The 19,564-nt window shown below is 73.1% G+C and carries 15 protein-coding genes and 1 pseudogene; 6 read left to right on the forward strand and 10 right to left on the reverse strand.

Annotated features, from left to right (window positions below; genetic code table 11):
- Nucleotides 1–112: 112 nt before the first annotated feature.
- The 3 genes and pseudogenes from QOZ88_RS14615 to QOZ88_RS14625 all read left to right on the forward strand — a co-directional run.
- A pseudogene (locus QOZ88_RS14615) lies at nucleotides 113–247 on the forward strand (helicase HerA-like domain-containing protein); the annotation flags it as partial.
- A 115-nt stretch (nucleotides 248–362) separates the two neighbouring features.
- Complete coding sequence (locus QOZ88_RS14620) at nucleotides 363–1,133, forward strand: helicase HerA-like domain-containing protein (protein WP_306000477.1); 771 nt, start codon at nucleotides 363–365, stop codon at nucleotides 1,131–1,133.
- A gap of 482 nt (nucleotides 1,134–1,615) precedes the next feature.
- A complete protein-coding gene (locus QOZ88_RS14625) occupies nucleotides 1,616–2,128 on the forward strand; it encodes a hypothetical protein (protein ID WP_306000478.1) in 513 nt (170 codons plus the stop codon).
- 394 nt (nucleotides 2,129–2,522) lie between these two features.
- Here the strand turns inward: QOZ88_RS14625 and QOZ88_RS14630 are convergent, their stop codons facing one another.
- Nucleotides 2,523–3,002, reverse strand: a complete 480-nt coding sequence (locus QOZ88_RS14630) for a DUF6623 family protein (RefSeq protein ID WP_306000479.1) — start codon at nucleotides 3,000–3,002, stop codon at nucleotides 2,523–2,525.
- A gap of 465 nt (nucleotides 3,003–3,467) precedes the next feature.
- Here QOZ88_RS14630 and QOZ88_RS14635 point away from each other — a divergent pair, with 465 nt between their 5' ends.
- The gene (locus QOZ88_RS14635; RefSeq protein WP_306000480.1) at nucleotides 3,468–3,710 is read left to right on the forward strand and encodes a hypothetical protein; all 243 of its coding nucleotides are present in this window, start codon (nucleotides 3,468–3,470) and stop codon (nucleotides 3,708–3,710) included.
- Between the two features lie 544 nt (nucleotides 3,711–4,254).
- Here QOZ88_RS14635 and QOZ88_RS14640 read toward each other — a convergent pair.
- The 5 genes from QOZ88_RS14640 to QOZ88_RS14660 form a co-directional block, all read right to left on the reverse strand.
- Nucleotides 4,255–4,935, reverse strand: coding sequence for a hypothetical protein (locus QOZ88_RS14640; protein WP_306000481.1), 681 nt, complete (start codon nucleotides 4,933–4,935; stop codon nucleotides 4,255–4,257).
- Nucleotides 4,936–5,168: 233 nt separating this feature from the next.
- A complete protein-coding gene (locus QOZ88_RS14645) occupies nucleotides 5,169–7,643 on the reverse strand; it encodes a choice-of-anchor L domain-containing protein (RefSeq protein ID WP_306000482.1) in 2,475 nt (824 codons plus the stop codon).
- Nucleotides 7,644–8,185: 542 nt separating this feature from the next.
- A complete protein-coding gene (locus QOZ88_RS14650; RefSeq protein ID WP_306000483.1) occupies nucleotides 8,186–8,575 on the reverse strand; it encodes a nuclear transport factor 2 family protein in 390 nt (129 codons plus the stop codon).
- Nucleotides 8,576–8,676: 101 nt separating this feature from the next.
- On the reverse strand, nucleotides 8,677–9,501 hold the full coding sequence (locus QOZ88_RS14655) for an alpha/beta hydrolase (RefSeq protein WP_306000484.1): 825 nt from the start codon (nucleotides 9,499–9,501) through the stop codon (nucleotides 8,677–8,679).
- A 20-nt stretch (nucleotides 9,502–9,521) separates the two neighbouring features.
- On the reverse strand, nucleotides 9,522–10,769 hold the full coding sequence (locus tag QOZ88_RS14660; RefSeq protein WP_306000485.1) for an MFS transporter: 1,248 nt from the start codon (nucleotides 10,767–10,769) through the stop codon (nucleotides 9,522–9,524).
- Between the two features lie 131 nt (nucleotides 10,770–10,900).
- Here QOZ88_RS14660 and QOZ88_RS14665 point away from each other — a divergent pair, with 131 nt between their 5' ends.
- Nucleotides 10,901–11,038 carry a hypothetical protein gene (locus QOZ88_RS14665; RefSeq protein WP_306000486.1) on the forward strand — a complete coding sequence of 46 codons (138 nt, stop codon included), beginning with the start codon at nucleotides 10,901–10,903 and terminating at the stop codon, nucleotides 11,036–11,038.
- Nucleotides 11,039–11,114: 76 nt separating this feature from the next.
- Here the strand turns inward: QOZ88_RS14665 and QOZ88_RS14670 are convergent, their stop codons facing one another.
- Both QOZ88_RS14670 and QOZ88_RS14675 read right to left on the reverse strand, forming a co-directional pair.
- Entirely contained in the window at nucleotides 11,115–12,575 is a 1,461-nt protein-coding gene (locus QOZ88_RS14670; protein WP_306000487.1) for an esterase, read from the reverse strand.
- A 103-nt stretch (nucleotides 12,576–12,678) separates the two neighbouring features.
- Nucleotides 12,679–14,217 (reverse strand): acetolactate synthase large subunit, encoded by a 1,539-nt coding sequence (locus tag QOZ88_RS14675; protein ID WP_306000488.1) that lies wholly within the window; start codon nucleotides 14,215–14,217, stop codon nucleotides 12,679–12,681.
- Between the two features lie 177 nt (nucleotides 14,218–14,394).
- Here QOZ88_RS14675 and QOZ88_RS14680 point away from each other — a divergent pair, with 177 nt between their 5' ends.
- Nucleotides 14,395–14,691: a WXG100 family type VII secretion target gene (locus QOZ88_RS14680; RefSeq protein WP_306000489.1), complete on the forward strand. Its 297-nt coding sequence runs from the start codon at nucleotides 14,395–14,397 to the stop codon at nucleotides 14,689–14,691.
- 70 nt (nucleotides 14,692–14,761) lie between these two features.
- Here QOZ88_RS14680 and QOZ88_RS14685 read toward each other — a convergent pair whose 3' ends face one another.
- Both QOZ88_RS14685 and QOZ88_RS14690 read right to left on the reverse strand, forming a co-directional pair.
- Nucleotides 14,762–19,096, reverse strand: coding sequence for an FtsK/SpoIIIE domain-containing protein (locus QOZ88_RS14685; protein ID WP_306000490.1), 4,335 nt, complete (start codon nucleotides 19,094–19,096; stop codon nucleotides 14,762–14,764).
- Nucleotides 19,097–19,179: 83 nt separating this feature from the next.
- Nucleotides 19,180–19,491: an EthD family reductase gene (locus QOZ88_RS14690; RefSeq protein WP_091929979.1), complete on the reverse strand. Its 312-nt coding sequence runs from the start codon at nucleotides 19,489–19,491 to the stop codon at nucleotides 19,180–19,182.
- Nucleotides 19,492–19,564 lie beyond the last annotated feature (73 nt).

A 19,564-nucleotide genomic window follows, 5' to 3' on the forward strand; every position in this document is an offset into this window, starting at 1 on the left:
CGGATGAACGCCACACCACGACCCTAGGCCGACCCCGTTAGTGCGTGAACCACGCACCAAGACGACGCGTAGTCGCAGGTCAGCGCCGAGCAGTCGGAACGATCACGCTGCAGTGAGCCAAGTCAGGTCCGACGAGGGCGAGCCTGAGCTGAGGAATCTCGGTGGGCTCTCCACGGCCACCGCGGGGGTCATCCTGCGCAAGCTGATCGCGCTGGCCGAGCTCGGCGGTGACGTCTTCTTCGGCGAGCCGGAGTTCGAGCCCACCGACGTCCTGCGCACCACCGAGGACGGCCGCGGCGTCGTCACCGCGGGGGAGCTGACCGCCGTCCAGGACCCGGCCGGCGCTGTTCTCGACCTTCCTCATGTGGCTGCTCGCCGAGCTGTTCGAGGAGCTGCCCGAGGTCGGCGACCTCGACAAGCCCAAGCTGGTGTTCTTCTTCGACGAGGCGTACCTGCTGTTCACCAACGCGAGCAAGGCGTTCCTGGAGTCGGTGACCCAGACCGTGCGGCTGATCCGCTCGAAGGGCGTCGGGATCTTCTTCGTCACGCAGAACCCCACCGACGTGCTCAACGCCGTCCTCCGGCAGCTGGGCAACCGGGTGCAGCACGCGCTGCGGACCTTCACCCCCGAGGACGCCACGGCGCTGCGGAAGATGGTCTCCACCTTTCCCCGGACGGAGGACTACGACCTCGAGGAGCTGCTCACCGGCCTCGGCATCGGCGAGGCGGCGGTGACGGTGTTGTCCGACCGGGCCACCCCCACGCCGGTCGCCTGGACCATGCTGCGGGCGCCGCGCTCGCTGATGGCGCCCATCGAGCCGGCCGCGATGGCCGAGGCGGTGGCGCGCTCACCGCTGCAGGCGAAGTACGGGCAGCCGGTGGACCGCGACTCCGCGTACGAGCGGCTCGCCGCCCGGGTCGCCCCACCGCCCGGTCCGGTCGACACCGGACCGGGCCCCGCTCAGCCACCGGTGCCCGGCCGGCGCGCGTCCCCTGACCCCGAGCCGGAGGAGAGCGGCCTGAGCCGGGTGCTGGAGTCGCCGGTCTTCCGCTCGTTCGCCCGGTCGGTCGCGTCCGCGCTCGGCCGCGGGCTCACCCGCGGCCTGTTCGGGACGCGGCGCCGCCGCCGCTGACTCCGGCGAGCGCTCGGGTCAGCCGTCGACGTAGCGGTCGCGCTCGACGACGAAGACCCGGTGGCGGTGTTGGCGTCGACGAACTCCGGCAGCAGCAGGATGCGCACCGTCACGGTCACGCAGACCGAAAACTCCTCCCCCGCACCAACGCCGGTGAATAACCCCCGGCGGCGTCGCAGCCCGCTCCCGCCGGCGCGTACGCCACCCGCAGGTCGGCCAGGTCCACCGACGGGTCAGCCGCCGTGATCCGAGGCGCCGACGGCCTGGTCAGCGTGACGTGGCCGCGGCCCCAAAGTCTCGCCGGCGACGTCCGGTGAACCAGATCCTCGGTCGCGCGTCGGCCATGACCTGCCGCCGGACACAAGAGCGCGAGAATGACGGGCGGCCGACCAGCCGACGGAGTCGCCGACCATCGGCGCCGTTCTGGTTCCACGCTGCCACGTGGTGCTGAGGCTTCCGACGACCGCAAGGGAGCGGACGCGATGGAAATGATCGTCGCGCTGATCGGACTGTTCGGGGTCATCCTGACGGCATTGGTCAGCTTCATGACCACGTGGCGTTGGGGCTCCCTTCCGCGTCGCATGTCGGAGATCGTGGCGCTGGCCAAGGACATGCCCCAGGAGCGAAGCCGACCATTGGATCAGCTCCTCGACGACGACATCGCCGAGTACGTCGCCCATGAGCGCCGGCGGCGTGAAGAGATCGACAGCGAGCGACTCGTGCTGGTCATCCGCCTGAGCTGGGTCATACGGATGAGCTTGGGCGCGTGGCTCATCGCCGCCCTCGTGCGCGCCTTCCTCTTCCCCAGGCTGGGACTGCAGGAGGGCGACTCCGCGGTCAACTGGCTGGGCGGCATCGCTGGCGTACTTGCGGGTACGGCGATCGTCGCGGCCCTTCTCCTGTTCATGCGACGCCGGTGGCGGAAGCAGAGGAGGGCAGCCGGGAGAGGGACCGGGGCGACACCTCCCAGGAACCCACCATCTGACCGTCCGTGAGGTGACTGGGGGGCACCGATCTCCCGGGTCGATCGGTACACGGGTAGCGCATGCCGGCGCAGCCGCGAGGTCGGGCCCTGCCACTGGTGGACGTCTCAGGCCAACTGGGCTCAGGAGACCTACGGATTCCGTGCACGGACTTCGGCGGCGGCTGCCGTGCCGTCCGGACCAACCGACACCCACGTGCTCGAGTTCGGGCAGGTCACGCAGCGCCGGAAGGACGTCCAGGACAGCGGGTTCGGACCTTCGCGTGCAGGCCGCCATGACCGGATGTCGGCGGTGGCCCTGACCGCGTCGGCCCGAGCTTGCGTGCAGAGCTGAAGAGCAGAAGTCGCCTTCCCAGGCGACATGGCACCGGGTCCGCGAGTTGGTGCCACAACCCAGGCGTCGACTGTCAGGAGTAGAACTCGCAGCCGACAGCAGCGATCTCGATCCGGTGCATGGGATCTTCTTCTCCCTCGGCCTGCAGGCCGTAGTTCAAGTTGAGCGAGACCCCGATCCCGCTGAGCGCTTCGGGGCTTCCCGGGATCGTCAGTCGTCTGCTCGCCCATGTGGACGAGGACCAGCCGAGGGGTTCCTCAGCGGTTCCACCCGGTTCGTGAGCGGCGATCCGCCGCTCACCGTCGTACACGTGCACCTTCTCGATCCAGCTGTCGTAGTAGGTGCGGAATCGCACGCGTACGGCAGTCGGATTGAGACGCCCCCCGTCCGGGACGATGACCGGAGTCGGGATGGCGTAATGGATCCACAGCGTCGTACCTGCATCCGCCTCGATGCGGGCATAGAAACCGGCCAGCCAGGTCCGTCTCACGCGGTCGGGGTGTTCGACGGCGACCGCGTGGCCGTGAGTCCACGTGACGTGGGAGAGGGGCATGGCGCACCACCGTTACCGGAAGCAGTAGTCAGGGTTCCGCATGCGAGGGAAGAATGGTAGGAGTGGACGCAGGAGGGCACAAGGTGCGGCGACCGCGAGTGCTGAGACGTCGTCGATCTTCAGCCCTAAGCCGGTGAACCGAGGCTGAACGCCGTCTGCGCGCGACTGATCGAGGCCACTGCCTGAACCACACCGGCGAATCCAGGGGCGCAGGTCTTCAGGACCGGGTCATCCCCGGCCCCGGCGGACACCTCGGTCATGTCACCGGGGTGACGTCAGTCGATCTCGGGCCGCAGAGCGGCTCGAACGGGAGCACGAGGACCCGGCCGGGCGGCTCCCCGACGGATCTCTGTGCAAGATCCACGGCGATCAGCCGGTGCCAGTACCGGAATCACTGAACTCGAACACCTGCTTCGCCCGGCCAAGCGGTGGTCGAGGGTGCCACGCTCGTGCATCGCCCCGGACATGACGGTGGTCATCGCGTCACCGAAGGCAGCGCTGAGCCGCATCGAGGCGGTGCCGGGGGCAGCCGTCGACGTAGCGGTCGCGCTCGACGACGAAGACCCGGTGGCGGTGTTGGCGTCGACGAACTCCGGCAGCAGCGGGATGCGCACCATCACGGTCACGCAGACCGAAAACTCCTCCCCCGGCACCAGCGCCGGCGAGCAGCCCCCGGCGGCGTCGCAGCCCGCACCCGTCGGCGCGTAAGCCAGCCGCAGGTCGGCCAGGTCCACCGACTGGTCGGCCACCGCCAGCTGCGCGGCCCGCAGCGTCCGCTCGTGCCCGGTCACCGGATCCGGAGCGGTGCCCATCGCCCGCCCGGCCTCCCGCGCCGCGGCCTGCATGGCGAACACCCCGCGCTGCACAGCCGAGAACCCCGCGACGACGTAGACGGGCCCTCATCCCGTCTGGTGGACACGCTGAATCCAGGCTGAGCCTGGAGGAAGCGAGATGATCGGGAGGTCAGCCGGCGGTGCAGTTCGTTGGCGACGGCGGTCGAGACGACGACGCCCCCGAGGTTGGCCGCCTGGTCGCCCAGGCCGGCCAGGAACAGGAACAGCCCCAGGTAGACGAGGTTGGCCGAGCCACCGACGAGCACGAACCGGGCGAACTGCGCCGGCGTCCGGTCGCTCCGCAGCCACGCTGCGACCGGCACGGGCCGGACCTCGATGCCGATGTCCGCCCGGGGAAGCGGGGAGCGCTCGAGGACCGCTGCTGCCATGCCTCGAGCATTCGCGCTCCGACCCTCCCGTCACATCGGGGAGGACCCTGGCCGGACCCTGATTCCGGTGCCCTGATACCCGACCGGATGCGGGAGCCGGTGGTGAGGCGCGACGCTTTTGAGCGGCCGCACGGCAGGCTTCGGACGGCGCTCGCCGCCCGGGGGACCGGGGATACCGACCGCGCCGGGCGCGAGGACGACGCAGCAGTCGGCACCCCTACCACCGACAACCCAACGGAGGCCTGCGAGCCGGGTCCTCACGGGGATGACCACGTGCAGCCGGGAGCCGTCGGGCATCATCGCGTCGACGAACGGGGTCGACATGTCGATCCGTCGACCTGAGGTGCGCAGCATCCGCTCGACCAGGTCGGCCAGTTCCCCCGGCGCCAGGATCGTGGTGGTCAGCTCGCTGCGCCCCCGCCGGGCGACGAACACCCGGCCGGGCTCGTTGACCCAGATCTCCTCGACCTCCGGGTCGTCCAGGTAGCGCTGCAGCGGCCCGAACCCGGCCACCCGGTCCAGCACGTCCCGCACCACGGACTCGACGTCGCCGATCGGCGGCAGCGCCGAGGTCAGCGACCGCTCGGAGTAGTCGGCGACGACGTCGCGCACCAGCAGCCGCACCGGGCCCGGATCGGTGAACGGGTCCAGCCCACGCCGGCGGATCAGCTCGCGGACCTCACCGTCCACGACGTCCAGAGCAGTCGGCACGCCCATCCCCCGTCGAGCCGCGAGCAGTCGAATCGCCCGGGACTGTAGGGAAACGGATCAGTCCGATGGGGTGACGTCAGGCGATCTGTGGACAGACCACGGCCCCATCAGGGCTCGGAACACCCGGCCGGGTGAAAGGAGGATGACGTCACGGAGGGTGGACCCTCTCCAGGGGGCGAGGCCTCGGGACGCGGCATCGTCCCATGGCTACGCGAAGATCCCCGGCACAGCCGTCAGTCGGCCCAGATGCCTCCGTCCACGAGCGCAATCGCGCTGTCGTAGATGTGGTCGGCACTGTCAGCGGCCGCGATGCGGACGGTGACCGGCTGGCCGGCGGTCACTGGCACCGAACAGGTGAGCGGAACCGTGAGGCCATCCATGCTGGTCGAGTAGCCGGCTGCACCGGTCGAGTTGTCCACGTAGTAGTTGGCGTTGGTGTGGTCGTTGACGGTGTTCACGGCCACCGGTAACCCCGTGCCGGGAACCGTCGCACAGTTGACACCATCAACGAACACTCCCATGACGTCGTTGAAGGAACTGCCGACGTACTCCGGGTATTCCTCGCTGGCGAACACGTAACGCACGTGGAGCGTGTCGCCGGTCGGGACGAGTGTCACCTCGTAGTAGGCGGCGTCGTAGGTCGGTTGTCCGGCCATCTGGCTGAGCATCTCATCACCCGATCTCCCCAGATCGGTGCTCGCAAACTGTCCCGGGGTGCCAATTGCGGAAGCCACCAGCCCGGTGCTCAGCACCCACGTCTTCTCTCCGGGGGCAAATCCATCCACGTGCCCCCACTGAGTAGGGAGCCCACCGATGGAGTCGGTGACCTCTGTGACACCGCTGCCCAGCAGGGTGCTCCCAGGGTCGACGGCCGGCGCATCGGCGCAGCCGTCGGGCAGGTCCCAGGGAGACCCGGAATAGGGCCAGGACCCCTGCAGGGCGCTGGGGGCGATGGTCGTGGTCGCACTCCAGCTGCCGACCCACGCCTTGGCCGTCACGTAGAGCCCGGCGGAGAACTCTGCCGAGGCGTTCATGCACGTGAGGTACCGGCTGTCCCCTGAGGGAAAGGCCGGCCCGAACGCCGCATCGATCGGGGAGAACGTCCCCCCGACCCCGGCCACGACACCCGCGTTCGAAGTGCCGGCGCCGGGACCGACGACGACCTGGCCGCCGATGGTCGAGTCGATACCACCGGTCACCTGTGCGACCGGGACCAGCGGGCCGGCAGAGAACTCACGGCTGCCGCTGAAGGAGGAGCCACCGGAGACGCCCATCCAGCCGGAGACGCGGACGCCGGCCGTGGCGCTGAAGCCGAGGTTCGACACACTCACCGCTGCATCGACCTCGACCTCGGCGATGGGAGTGAACGTGAACGAGATGGGCACCGGATAGACCGTCAGCTGCCGCGTGACCTTGGGCAGATGCAGCTCGCAGTCCGCTTCTGCACTGCTTCCCACCGTCATCGCGCCGGTGACCGTTGCCCGCAGACCCAGGTCGATCGAGGCGCCCGTGGGTATACCCACCCCCAGAACCTCGTACTTGTCGACGGTCGCGCTGAAGTGCCCCCCCAATGTGATCGACGGTGAGTACTCGAGCGACAACGCGTCGAGGTCCGCGTCGCAGTGAAGGCTCGGAGCGGCCGCTGCCGCCGCAGCTCCCATTGAGGTTGCTGCGGCCAGACCGCTGGCTGCCGCCGCAGCCTCCCGCTCGGCCGGAGCCAGTGGCCCAGCCTGGCTGGGCAGATCCATGGTGGTGGCAGCCATCCCTGCCTGCGGATCGTCGTCGGCCGGGAGCGAGTCGGGGATGTCGGGGATGTCGATCGAGTAGTAGTCGAAGGCGTCGCTGAGGCCACCGGCCACCAGGCCGATCCGCCGCCCGTCCGGGGAGACCGATTGAACCGTCCCGAGGAACCCGCCTTCGAGCGTCTCGGACACCGGCAGGACCACCGCGGATCCTGGCAAGGGCGTCGGCACCCGGCTGTCGAGAACGACCTCGATCCCGGACCCGGTGGTGATCACGCTGACCACGTCGCCTGCCGTCGCCAGCAGAGTTGTGGGTGACGTGACGAAGGCCGCCTCAGGAGAGCCCGCCACCGGTGCTGTGCCGACGACCACGGTCAACGGCTCGGACCATCCGCGTGCGGTCTGGGTCTCCAGTGAGTATGCGTATCGCCGCCCAGGTTCCAGGCCGGTGTCGACAGCGGTCGTTCCCTGGGTGACCACGACGGTTCCACGACCCTGGTTGGGCTGCGGTGTGCCGTCGAGAAGGGTGCGGCGAAGCTTGACGGTCGCCCCCGGCGGTGATGTCCAGGTGAGGGATACGCTGGTCTGCTCCACTGCCGTGGCGTGCAGGTCGCGGGCTGCGTCGGCAGCGGCGAACTCAACAGCGACCTGCGCAGTCTGACCGGCACGGACCGTGACCGTGGGACGCACGGCCCGGCCCGGGTAGACCTGGCCGTCGAAGGTGACCGTCCGTGGCTCGACGCGGTAGGTGCCGGCCCCGACGGCCAGCGTCACGGTCGTCGACGTGCCGGACGGCGGCTTGGCGGCGATGTACTGCGAGCGCCCGGCGAGGTTGACGATCGCCGGAACCCCGTCCGGGGCGCTGATGATCACCTCGATGGTCCCCAGCGCACCGGCGCGGGGCGCAGCGGCAGCCGGGAAGATGAGCACGCCGACCAATGCCAGCACGGCGACGAGCAGGGTCAACGGGAATTTCACCATCGATGACATCGGGCCCCCGTGTTCTCACGCTCACCAGCGGCGGTGGGCGTTGCTGCGAGCAAGCTAGCGGCGGCGCGATGTGCGGGGAATGGTTTCCTACGCCGATGGGCCCGGAATCGATCAGGTCAGTCTCGTCATCGGGCTGCGGTCCTGACGCCAGCCGACTCCACTCGTCGGCCTGACCGCCGAGGCCGCACCCGCGCAGTTGCCGCCGTAGCGGCGTGGCGTGGGTATGGCCACGCGCGTCGGCAAGGCGCCTCGCTCCCCCGGACACTCGTGGTCCACCAGGTGACGCACTCGCTAGCGCGGTGATCGACCGGCCAGCTCGACGACGGCGTCGGCTGGTGCCCACCGCGGCGCGCAGGCTCTCGCCACCATCACCCCGAGACCGATCGCAGCAAGGGCGGGAAGGTCGGGGAGAGTGACACCGCCCGACGGGCCGAATCCGTGTGGAGGCCGATCTGCGCCGGATCCGTCTTGGCGGCGGCGGTCGCGTCGAGGTCATCGTCGCGCCCCGGTCCTGTCGATCAACCCGGCCGGCTCCCGTCGGGCCGCACCAGCACGGTGCCGTGCTCGTCCTCGACGGTGTAGTGGATGGTCTGCGCGCGGATCTTCCCGCCCTCGACGAGGAAGGAGTCGGCGCCATCGCGGACCCGCACCGGGCCATCGTCCACCGTCCACTCCAGGTAGGCCAGGCGTCCCTCGACCAGCCGGGTGACGTAGTTCCAGCGACCTTCCGGCACCTCGTCCATCAGCTGTCGGGCCAGTTCCCGGACGCCCTCGTGACCCCGGAAGGTCCCGCGGCCGCACAGGACGACGACGTCCTCGGCCACGTTGCGCGAGAGATCGCTCTCCAGGTCGCCGGCCGCGGCCAGCCGGAGATGGTCCTCGAACACCTCGCGGGTCGACCGCCCCACCAGATCAGGGACTCGTTCCTCCCCGGACGCCGGTCAGCGCGCGGTACCCGTGCCCGGGACGTCCTACCCCGCACGCGGGTACGGCGTGGTCACGGCCCGGATCAGCCGGTGGTGTGCTCGGCCAGGTCCCGCACGGCGTCGACGAGGGCATCGCCGTCGAGCAGCGCCCGGTCGTTGTGACCGGCCCTCGGCACCTCCACCAGCCGGTGCAGCCGCCCGGCGGCAGCGGCGACGGCGCGGCTCTGCTCCGGCGGCACGATCGAGTCGGCCGAGCCGAGCACGACCGTGGTCGGCACGTCCACGCGGGCGACGTGCTCGACCGCCGGGAACCGGTCGTGCAGCAGCGCCCGCACCGGCAGCACGGGGTAGTGCTCGGCGGCGACCGACGCCAGGTCGGTGAACGGCGACCGCAGCACCAGGCCCGCCGGCGGGTGCTCGGTCGCGAGCTCGGTCACGACGGCGGCGCCCAGGCTCTCGCCGAAGTAGACCAGCCGGTCCCCGGGGACGCCGGCGTCCTCGAGTAGGAAGGTGCGGGCCGCGCGGACGTCGCGCGCCAGCCCCTCCTCGGTCGGGCTGCCGGGGTTGCCGGCGTAGCCGCGGTAGTCGAACAGCAGCACGCCGAGCCCGGCGTCGGACAGCGCGTCGGCCAGGGGCGCCCGCATGCCGCGGTGCCCGCCGTTGCCATTGGCGACCAGCACCGTGGCCGCGCCCTCGTCGGAGGCAGGGATGTACCAGCCGTCGAGATCCAGCCCGTCGGAGGTGTGCAGGACGACGTCGCGGCCACCGGGGAGCAGGTCGGCGGCGCTCCCCGCCGGGCCGTCGTCGGCCAGATAGATCAGCGAGCGCTGGAACACCCACAGCAGGCCGACCAGGGACGCGAGCAGCAGCACCACCACCCCGGCGCCCACCAGTACCGACCGGATCACCCGCCCGATGATGCCCGCCCTCACCGCCCCGGCACGGGTCGCCGCAGCACCGACGGCCGGCACACCACGGCCGCACCCAGCACCATCACCGCCGTCACCACCAGGGCGGCCCCGACCGACAGCAGGTCGGCCAGCGCGCCGTTCAGCGCGGCGGCCAGCGGCCGCGACCCGACGAAACCCATCAGCCAGAGCGCCATGATCCGGCCGATGTACTCCCGCGGCACCCGGTCGTAGAGCAGTGTCGTGATGCCGTTCATCGCCAGCGTCAGGCCGATCCCGCCGACGACGAAGGCGACGACGGCGGCGGGCACGTTCCAGCTCGCCGCGAGCCCCACCGCCGAGCCCGCGAGCAGCACCAGCCCGGTCGTGGCCAGCTGCGCGTGGTCGAGGAACCGGATGAGCGCCACCTGCGCGAAGAAGCCGAGGAACGCTCCCGCGCCGAAGGCCGAGGCCAGCACGCCGACGAGCTCCGGACCACCGCCCAGGACGTCCGCCAGCGACGGCCCCAGCGTCACGGCCGGGTCGGCGCCGACGCCCACCGCGGTGACGCCAAGCAGCAGGACTCCCACCACCGGGTCGGTGCGCAGGTAGCGCACCCCGGCGATGACCGACAGCCGCGGGCCGGGTGCGGTGGCCGCGCCCGGCGTCCGCAGCCGGAACACCGCCACGAGGAACACGAGGTGACCGACGGCGGCGAGGGCGAAGGCGACGCCGTAGCCCGCGGTCGCGGCCACCACGCCGCCCACCGCCGGCCCGACCGCCCGGCCCACCGAGAAGGTGAGGTTGTCCAGGGCCACGGCCCGGGCCACCTCCCCCGGCCGCACCAGCGACGGGAGCAGCGCCTGCATCGCCGGCCCGCCGACGGAGAACCCGATCCCCACGATCAGCGCGGTGACCATGACGACCCACGGGGGCACGTCGGCGACGTCGGGGGTCAGCAGCACCCAGCCCGCCAGGATCGCGGCACCCAGCGTGCACAGCGTGCGGCCGAGCAGGATCTGCCGGCGCGGGCTGCCCCGGTCGGCCATCGCCCCGCTCATCGGGGTCAGCACCAGCTGCGGCACGAACTGCGCGAAGCTCACCAGCCCGACGAGGAACGCCGACGAGGTGAGCTGCCAGACCAGCGCGGCACTCGCGATGTTCTGGATCCAGATGCCGATGTTGGCCAGCAGCTTGCCGGCCCAGTAGGGGCCGAAGACGGGGTCGGTGACCAGCCGCCGCGACGGGCGGGGCGCGGCGGGTCCGGGATCCTGCTCCGCGCCGTCCACTTCTACGCAATGTAGGCAGCGCCCCCGGACGCCGGCCACCCGGGCCGGTCGGAACGGCACCGGCGGGGCCCAGCCGGGCGTAGCGTGCGCCGCACGGAGCCGTCCCGGCTCCCGATGAGGGAGCGCACACCATGGGTGACAAGTCCCCGCGACAGTCGATGACCAAGAAGGCCAGCGGCAAGTCGATCAAGGAGAAGCGGATCGACCGCAAGGCCAAGTCGGACACGACCTCGCAGATGGAGAACCTGACGCACGGCAAGAAGCACTGACGGCCGAGGGCCCTCCTCCCCGGGTGGGGAAGAGGGCCCTCAGGTCATGCGGGAGTGCGGTGCGTCAACCGACGCCTCACGGGGTCGGGCACTCCTCGTAGAAGACCCGCGTACCGGTGCGCACCGGGGTGGTGAACTCGCAGCCGTAGTTCGGGTCGGCGACGACCTCGGGGTCGAGCACCGAGGCGCCGGCCGGCTTCACGCCGTTCTCCACCCAGTTCACGAGGTCGAGGAACTGGCTGGCCGCCTCCTCGGGGGTGTACTCGCAGTGCCCGGCGGCCCGGATCGGCCGCTGGACGAGCAGCTCCGCGTTGCCCTGCGCGGCGACGTCGAGGGCGTAGTACTGCTCCATCGAGAACGGGACGTAGTAGTCACCGAGGGTGTGCGACGAGAGCACCGGGACGTCGATGTCCCCGGTGATCGCGGGAACCGGGACCGACAGGTAGGTGCTCCGGGCCTTGGGGGCCGGCGCCACCCGCTCGATGCGCTGGTCGAGGGTGCCGCCGTCCTCGAACGTGTGGTCGAACGGGTAGTCGGTGTCGACGTTCGACCAGAGCGCACCCGGCGTCAGACCGTCGAGACCACCGGGCTCGGTGGTGACGACGCCGTAGACGAAGTTCTGGCCCTCCCAGTAGCCGAAGGCCTCGTCGTCACCGGGGCGCTCGCCGCCGGTGATCGCGGTGATGTTGTCGCGGAACACCTCGCCCTCCTCGGTGAGACCCGAGTAGACCGGCGTCGGCGTCGTCGGGGTGCCGAGCGCGGCCTTGAACTGCGGCACGGCCTGCGAGAAGTACTCCGCCTGCGAGGGGAACGGGTAGGCGTCCACCCCGGACAGCGTCTGCGCCAGCAGGTTGTAGTCGAGGAAGAAGTCGTAGAGCTCGTAGTCGCCCATCACGCCGCACATCGGGGCCGCACCGTCCCACTCGACGCCGCGGTCGCGCTCGAGCAGCGTGCCGATGACGTGCCCGCCCATCGAGACGCCCTGGAGGTAGCGCTGGTCGGCCTTCCCGACCCGCGCGTCGAAGATCTGCGCGAGCCGCTCGGTGGCGAGCGCACCGGCCTCGATGTCGTACCGGTTCTCGCCGTAGGACGACGCCGCCCAGGCGAAGCCGTTCTCGATGTAGGTGCGCCGCAGGTCGTAGCTCGGGTCGCTGACGTAGACGGTGGTGCCCGTGCCGCGGTAGCCGTGCTCCCAGAAGACGACGTCGCCGTTCCAGTCCATGGGCACCTCGATGCGGTAGGCCGAGCCGCGGTCGATGCCGTAGAGGACCTTGCTGATCGGGTTGCCGGCCTCGTCGGTGAGCGGCACGAACTCGGCGCCCGCCTCCCCGTTCACGTAGTCGAACTGCGGGTCGGCGACGGTCCAGCGCAGGTTGTAGACCCGCTCCTTCGGGGACTGCTGGACCGGCTGCCACTCCGGGTCGGCCGACTGCTGGTCCGCCGGGGCGGCGAGGGCGGGGCCACCGATGGTGAACCCCCCGAGCCCCACTCCCGCGGCGAGCGCGAGCGGGACCAACCGGTTGCGGTGCAGGGACAAGATGCGACTCCTTCGTCGACACTGTGCTGCGCGTCACAGCTGGGCGACTCTGTCTACCTCACGCGTCTGGGGGTCGGAAACCCGGGTCTCGGGATCGGGGCGTTCAGCGCAGCGTGGCGACGATCAGGTGCGGGCCGGGCTCGGCCAGCGCCTGCCGCAGCTGGTCGGCCAGCTCCTCCGCCGTCGCCGCCCGGCTCGCCGGCACGCCCATCCCCTGCGCGATCCCGACGAAGTCCAGCCGCGGGCCGCCGAGGTCCAGCAGCGTGCGGGCCCGCTCGCCGTCGTTGGCCGCCCCCACCCGCGAGAGCTCGTGCTCGAGGATCTTGTACGACCCGTTGTCGCAGATGATCGTCGTGATGTCGGCCTGCTCGCGGGCGTAGCTCCACAGCGCCGAGATCGTGTACATCGCGCTGCCGTCGGCCTGGATCCCGATCACCGGCCGGTCCGGGCAGGCCACCGCCGCGCCCAGCGCCATCGGCAGCCCGTCGCCGATCGCGCCGCCGGTGAGCGCGAGCCAGTCGTGCCGCGGGCCGGCGGAGGTCATCTCGGTGAGCCCGGCACCGGAGGTGAGGGCCTCGTCGACGACGATCGCGTCCTCCGGGAGCAGCGCCCCGACGACGGCGGCCATCGTGCGCGGGGTCAGCCGGCCGGTGGGCAGCTCGGGCCGCTCGAACTCGGCGACCTCGGGCTTCGCGTCCGGCGCGACGACGTCGGCCAGCGCCCGCAGCGCGGCGGTGCCGTCCTCCCCGGGAGCGCTGAGCACGTGCACCGTGCAGTCCTCGGGCACCGGGTGGCCGGGCACCCCGGGGTAGCCGAAGAAGTGCACCGGCGCGGTGGCGCCGGCCAGCACGAGGTGGCGGGTGCCGGCGAGGGCGGCCATCGCCATCTCCGGCGGGTAGGGCAGCCGGTGCAGGTCGGGCAGCCCCGCGCCGCGCACCGACCGGGCCGGGAAGGTCTCCACCATGAGCCGCACGCCGGTGCCCGCGGCGACCTGGGCGGCGGCCAGCTGGCCCTCCTCCCCCATCACGTCGCCGCCGAGGAGCAGCACCACGGGCTCGTCGGCGCGCACGACCGCGGCGACGTCGTCGACCACGGACGGCGCGACCCGCGGCAGCGGCCGCCCCGGGCGCGGATCGGCGACGGCGGCGCCCTCCTCCCACGAGACGTCGGCGGGGAGGATCAGCGTCGCGATGCCGCCGGTGGCGACCGCCGCCACCGCGTCGGCGGCGTCGGCGGCGACGTCGGCGGGTGACAGCGAGCGGCGCACCCACGTGGAGAAGGTGCCGGCGACGGCGTCGATGTCGGACTCCAGCGGGGCATCGAGCCGCTTGTGCGAGCGCGCGTGGTCACCGACGACGTTGAGCATCGGCGCCCGGCCGCGGCGGGCGTTGTGCAGGTTGGCCAGCCCGTTGCCCATGCCCGGGCCCAGGTGCAGCAGCGTCGCGGCGGGCCGGCCGGTCATGCGGGCCCACCCGTCGGCCGCGCCGGTCGCGACGCCCTCGAAGAGCGTCAGCACGCCGCGCATCTCCGGGACGTCGTCCAGGGCGGCGACGAAGTGCATCTCCGACGTCCCGGGGTTGGCGAAGCAGACGTCGACGCCCGCGTCGACCAGGGTCCGGATCAGTGCCTGTGCGCCGTTCACACCTGCCGACCCTGGCACGCCCTCCGCGCAGCAGCGACCGGAGCCCCCGACAGGCCCGTGACCAGGGGGCCGGCCTGTGGACAACCCCGGGAGGGCCCCGGATCCGCTGTTACGTTCCGCCGCGTATCCGCTCCCGCCGGTGCCCGGTGCACCCGGACCTCCCGATTGGAACCCACCATGGCGAACGTCAACGTCACCTACCAGCAGATGGAAGACGCCGCCGGCCGGCTCACCAACGGGCGGGCCGAGATCGACGGCATGCTCGCGCAGCTGAAGAGCCTGGTCGACCAGCTCGTCGCCGACGGCTACGTCACCGACTCCTCCAGCCGCAGCTTCGCCGCCTCCTACGACGAGTTCACCACCGGCGCCCGGAACGCCGTCGCCGGCCTGGACGGCATGGCCCAGTACCTGACCCAGGCCGCCGCCACCTTCCGCGACGCGGACGCCCAGCTGGCCGGAGCCCTCGGCCGCTGACCGCAGCACCGCCCCCGACGGCCGCCCCGCCCCGCGCGAGGCGGCCGTCGCCGTTCCCGGCCCGCAGCGCTCAGGGCGTGGGGACGGCGACGGTCAGCAGCGCGCCGTCGCCCAGGTGGAGCAGGGCGCGCCCGGGCCGGACCGCCCCGCCGACGGCGCTGCGGGGCACCCGCACGCCGATCAGGTCGCCGTCGGTGCTGCCCTGCGGCGAGAGCAGCACGCCCTGCCGGGCCTTCTTCGCCTCGACCTGCCAGCCCGAGAGGCCGGTGCAGAGAGCGTCGGCGTTCCCGCCCAGCACCAGGGCGCGGCCGGGCACGGCTCCCCGGACGACCTCGCGGAACACCTCGGCCGCCGGGCAGTCCCGCAGCACCTCGCCGTCGTCGAGCAGCAGCACCAGCGGCCGGCCGGGCCCGGCGGCGAGCAGCTCCCGCCACCGGTCGGCCGGCGTCGCGGGGTCGACGACGACGTCGAGCACCCCGGGGCGGCCGGCCAGCGCCCGCAGCGGCGAGGCCTTCGGCGCGCAGACGACGACCGGGGTGCCCTGCCGCAGCAGCGACTCGGCCATCACGGCCAGCAGCGTGCTCCGGCCCGAGCGCGCCGGCCCGGCGACGACGAAGGCCGGCCCCCGCTCGACCAGGTCGGGCCCGGTGGCGGCCAGCTCGTCGCCGCCGACGCCGACCAGCGCGAACCCGGCGCCCGCTCCTGCCGGACGGAGGTCCCAGGCGGCCTCGAAGGCCAGGCGCGAGGGCAGCACGTCGACGCGGAACGGGCGAGCCGACCGCGGCACCAGCGCATCCCGCACGTGCGCCTCCTTCGCGATCGCGGCGAGCGCCGCCGCCTGCCCCTGCCCCGACTCGTCCTCGCCGAGCAGCGCGACCTGCGTCTCCACCGCGCCGTCGACCGTGACCGCCCGGCCCGGCGGCAGCCACTCGGGCACCTGCCGGCCGGGCACGCCGACCAGCGGGTAGTCGCCCCGGTCGGCCAGCCGCATGACCAGCCGGCCGTCGGTGAGCGACGACAGCCGTCCGGTGCCCAGCGACCGGTCGCCGGTGATGACCACGGAGATCCCGGCCGAGGCCCCCTCACGCACCAGGGCGGTGAGGACGTCGGTGAGCCGGCCGCCGTCCACCTCGCCGAGCACCGGGGTGAACCCCTCCCAGCGGTCGAGCAGCAGCAGGACGTGCGGCAGCCGGTCTCCCTCCGGCACCGAGCGGCGCTGCTCGACGACGTCGGCGAAGCCGCCCTCGGCGAGCACCTGCTGGCGGCGCTCCAGCTCCCGGGCGAGTCGGTCGAGCAGCCGGGCGGCGCGCTCGGTCTGGGTGCGGGGCACCACCGCGCCGCAGTGCGGCAGGTCGGCCAGCGGCAGCAGCGCGCCGTTGCCGCAGTCGAGGGCGTAGAGGTGCACGTCCGCGGTCGAGCAGCGCGCGCCGACCGCCCCCGCCAGCGTGCGCAGCAACTGCGAGCGCCCGCTCTTCGGCGAGCCGACGACCAGCAGGTGCCCGTCGGCCGCGGGGTCGAAGGCGGCCACCCGCCGGACCTGGCTCGCCGGCAGGTCCTGCAGGCCGTAGGGCAGCCAGGTGGGTGGGGCGCCCGCGGGCGCGGCGAGGTCGGCGGCCGCCACCCGCGCGGGCAGCGCCGGCAGCCACGGGCTGCGCTGCGCGGGCACGCCGTCGGCCTCGGCCGCGGCGCGCACGGCGTCGACCAGCACCGAGAGGTCGGTGTCCTCGACGTCGGAGGAACGGGCCGCCGTCGCCGGCTTCCGCGGCGGCGCGTACCCGAGCTGGTGCCACCCCACCGGCACGACGAACGGCGCGCCCGGGGCGACGGTTCGCTGCCCGGGCCGGCGCCCGCCGATCCGACCGGCCTGGAACGGCACCAGCGCGCCGTGCCCGAGCCGGGCGAACCCCCGGCCCGGCGCCGACTTCGGGAGCCGGGCGGCGTCGGGCGCGTCGAGGACGTCGCTGCTGTCGGCGCCGTCGGTGACCCGCAGCGAGATGCGCAGGTTGGTGTTGGCGCGGATCTCCGGCGACACCACGCCGCTGGGCCGCTGGGTGGCCAGGAGCAGGTGGATGCCCAGCGACCGCCCCCGCTGCGCGACGTCGACCAGCCCGGTGACGAAGTCGGGCAGCTCGCGGGCCAGCGAGGCGAACTCGTCGATCACGATGAGCAGCCGCGGCAGGGGCGGGCGGCCGGGCTCGCGGGCCTGGAGCTCGACGTAATCCTCGACGTCCTTCACCCCGGCGGCGGCCAGGCGGTGCTCCCGGTGGGTCAGCTCGGCCCGCAGCGAGGTGAGCGCCCGCTGCACGAGGTGGGCGTCCAGGTCGGTGACCATGCCGACGGTGTGCGGCAGGTGCACGCAGTCCTTAAACGCGCTGCCGCCCTTGTAGTCGACGAGCACGAAGTTGAGCGCGTCCGGCCGGTTGGCCACCGCCAGCGAGGCGATGATCGTCTGCAGCAGCTCGGACTTGCCCGCGCCGGTGGTGCCGGCCACCAGCCCGTGCGGCCCGTCGGTGCGCAGGTCGAGGGCGAACGGTCCGTGGAGGCCGGCGCCGGCGACCAGCCGGGTGGTGCGCCCCTCCAGCTGCCAGCGCGCCCGCACGCCGTCGGCGGTGGGCGGCTCGAGGCCCAGCAGGTCGAGGAGCCGCACGCTGCCCGGCAGGACGGCGTCGTCCTCCTCCAGGCTCACGTCGCGCAGCGGGGCCAGCGCCCGGGCCGCCCGCTCGGCGAGCTCCGCGGGCACCGGCTCGGCCAGCACCCCCGGCACCGGGTCGTGCCCGCTGCGCCGGACGACCAGCCGGGCCTCCTCCGCCGGGTCGAGCACCGCCGTCGCCGTCGCCGCCTCCGGCAGGAAGCGCTCCTCCTCGTCGGCGCAGACGGCGTACACCCCCACCGCCGGGCCGTCCTGCAGCACCTGGGCCAGCCCGGGGGTGGCGCGCAGCGCACGGAAGCCGTGGACGACGAGCACGTGCGCCGGGAAGGACTCCGGCAGGACCCCACCTCCGGCGCTCGCGGCGCGACGGGCCCTGATCAGCGCCGTCAGCTCCGCGACGCGGGCGGCCACCGTCCCGGCGTCGTTCCCGACGGACGCGACCGGCCCCTCGCCGTCGGCCGGCCGGGCGTGCGGCAGCCAGCGCACCCAGCTCCAGCCCGCCCTGCCCCGCTCCGCGAGCAGCGTGAGCCCCAGGTCGCGCGGCGGGTGCGTGACCGCGAGCTGCAGCACGACCCACCGCAGCAGCCCGGCGAGCGGCCCGGCCGGCCCGGCCAGCCCGACGACGCCGGCCTCGCGCAGCGGCACCACGACGGGCACCGCGTGCACGGTGCGCTGCTCGGGCGGCGCGTCGCCGCCGGAGCGGTCGGTGACCACGACGCGGGCGGCGAGATCGGCCGCACCCAGGCGCAGGTCGAGGGCGTCGGGGTCGGTGCGGCGCCGCTCCCACAGCCGGCGGCCGGGAAGGACGGCGGTGAGCAGCGCGGTCGCCGGGTCGGGGTGGGCATCGCGCCGCCGGGCGGTCTCCTCGGCCACGGCGCGCTCGATCCGCTCCCGTGCCCGGGCGAGCTCCCGCTCGTGCTCCGCCTGTTCGCGGCGCTGCTCGCGCGCGCTCTGCCGCCGGTCGGCCACGGCATTGCCGATCATCATGACCGGGCTCGCGACGGCGAACACGAGGTACAGCGGCGAGCGCATGACGACGGCGAGCACCACGCCGACCAGCAGCGGCGCCAGCACCATCAGCCAGGGCAGCCGGCGGGGTTCGCGCCCCTTCGGCGCCTGCGGCAGCTGCACGCGCACCTCGCGCGCCGACGGCAGCAGCCGGGGGGCGCGGACGAACGCGCGCGTCCCCGGGCCGGCCGGTTCGACCGCGGCGTCGGCGACCGGAGCCGGCCCGATCACCAGCTGGGTGTCGCCGAGCTGCACCACCTGCCCGGGCGCCACGGGCACGTCGTCGTCCTCGGGCACGGGCTCGCCCTCGAGCGTGGTGCCGTTGGCCGAGCCGAGGTCGCGCAGCGTGGCGCCGTCCGCCCCCAGCCGCAGCCGGGCGTGCCGGCGGGACATGACACGATCCGCGAAGCCGGACGCGCCGCTGCGGCCGAGCTCGTGCTCCCCCACCGGCAGCTCGGCGACCAGGCCGCTGTCCGGGCCGCTGAGCACCCGCAGCTGCCAGCCGCGGGCCGGCGGCGTGGCAGCGGAGGGGCCCAGGTGGACGACGGCGCCGTCGACGAGGTCGCTCTCCCCCACCGGCTGCTCGTCGTCCAGCCGGGAGCCGGCGAGCCACACCCCCTCGAAGGGCTTCCCGGCCACGCGGGCCAGCTCCTCGCCGACCCGGCCGACCGGCAGGTCGTCGTCCACGTCGACGACGACGTCGAGCGACGTGCCGTCGTCCTGCGCGATGCTCAGCTGGACCCGCACGCCCGGACGGTAGGCGGACACGCCGGTCCCGGGCCGCCGAGGCTGTGGAAAACCCCCGGGCGCGGGACACTCGCCCGGGCGGATCAGGTGGCGGTCTGCACCTCGAAGTGGACGAAGGACACCCCGCCGGTGGCGAAGTTGGCGAGGTCCGCGCCGGCGGCCCGGCCCTCGGGCGAGGACAGCGCCTGCCCCATGGCAGCCTCGGAGTCGAAGTCGAGCTCGGCGACGAGGTAGGGCGCCGGCTGGGCCGGGTCCATGGCCTTGCCGTGCCCGAAGGTGACCTGCACCAGGCCGGGCTGCTTCAGCGCCAGCGGGACGTGCGTCTCCCGGTAGTAGGCGTCGAACGCCGCAGGGTCCTCGGGCGTCCCGTAGCTGACCACCAGCCTGTGCACCATCTGATCCGACCTCCGCTCTCCCCGGGCTCCGCCGCCCGGTCCAGGTGCGCAGCCAACCAGCTCGGTGGTGCCC

It is taken from the genome of Blastococcus carthaginiensis, from assembly GCF_030731085.1.
Lineage (GTDB): Bacteria > Actinomycetota > Actinomycetes > Mycobacteriales > Geodermatophilaceae > Blastococcus > Blastococcus carthaginiensis.

Coding starts and splice junctions, on each gene's coding strand:
- QOZ88_RS14620 (WP_306000477.1), top strand. CDS start 363: ATGTGGCTGCTCGCCGAGCTGTTCGAGGAGCTGCCCGAGGTCGGCGAC.
- QOZ88_RS14625 (WP_306000478.1), top strand. CDS start 1,616: ATGGAAATGATCGTCGCGCTGATCGGACTGTTCGGGGTCATCCTGACG.
- QOZ88_RS14630 (WP_306000479.1), bottom strand. CDS start 3,002: ATGCCCCTCTCCCACGTCACGTGGACTCACGGCCACGCGGTCGCCGTC.
- QOZ88_RS14635 (WP_306000480.1), top strand. CDS start 3,468: ATGACGGTGGTCATCGCGTCACCGAAGGCAGCGCTGAGCCGCATCGAG.
- QOZ88_RS14665 (WP_306000486.1), top strand. CDS start 10,901: ATGGGTGACAAGTCCCCGCGACAGTCGATGACCAAGAAGGCCAGCGGC.
- QOZ88_RS14680 (WP_306000489.1), top strand. CDS start 14,395: ATGGCGAACGTCAACGTCACCTACCAGCAGATGGAAGACGCCGCCGGC.
- QOZ88_RS14690 (WP_091929979.1), bottom strand. CDS start 19,491: ATGGTGCACAGGCTGGTGGTCAGCTACGGGACGCCCGAGGACCCTGCG.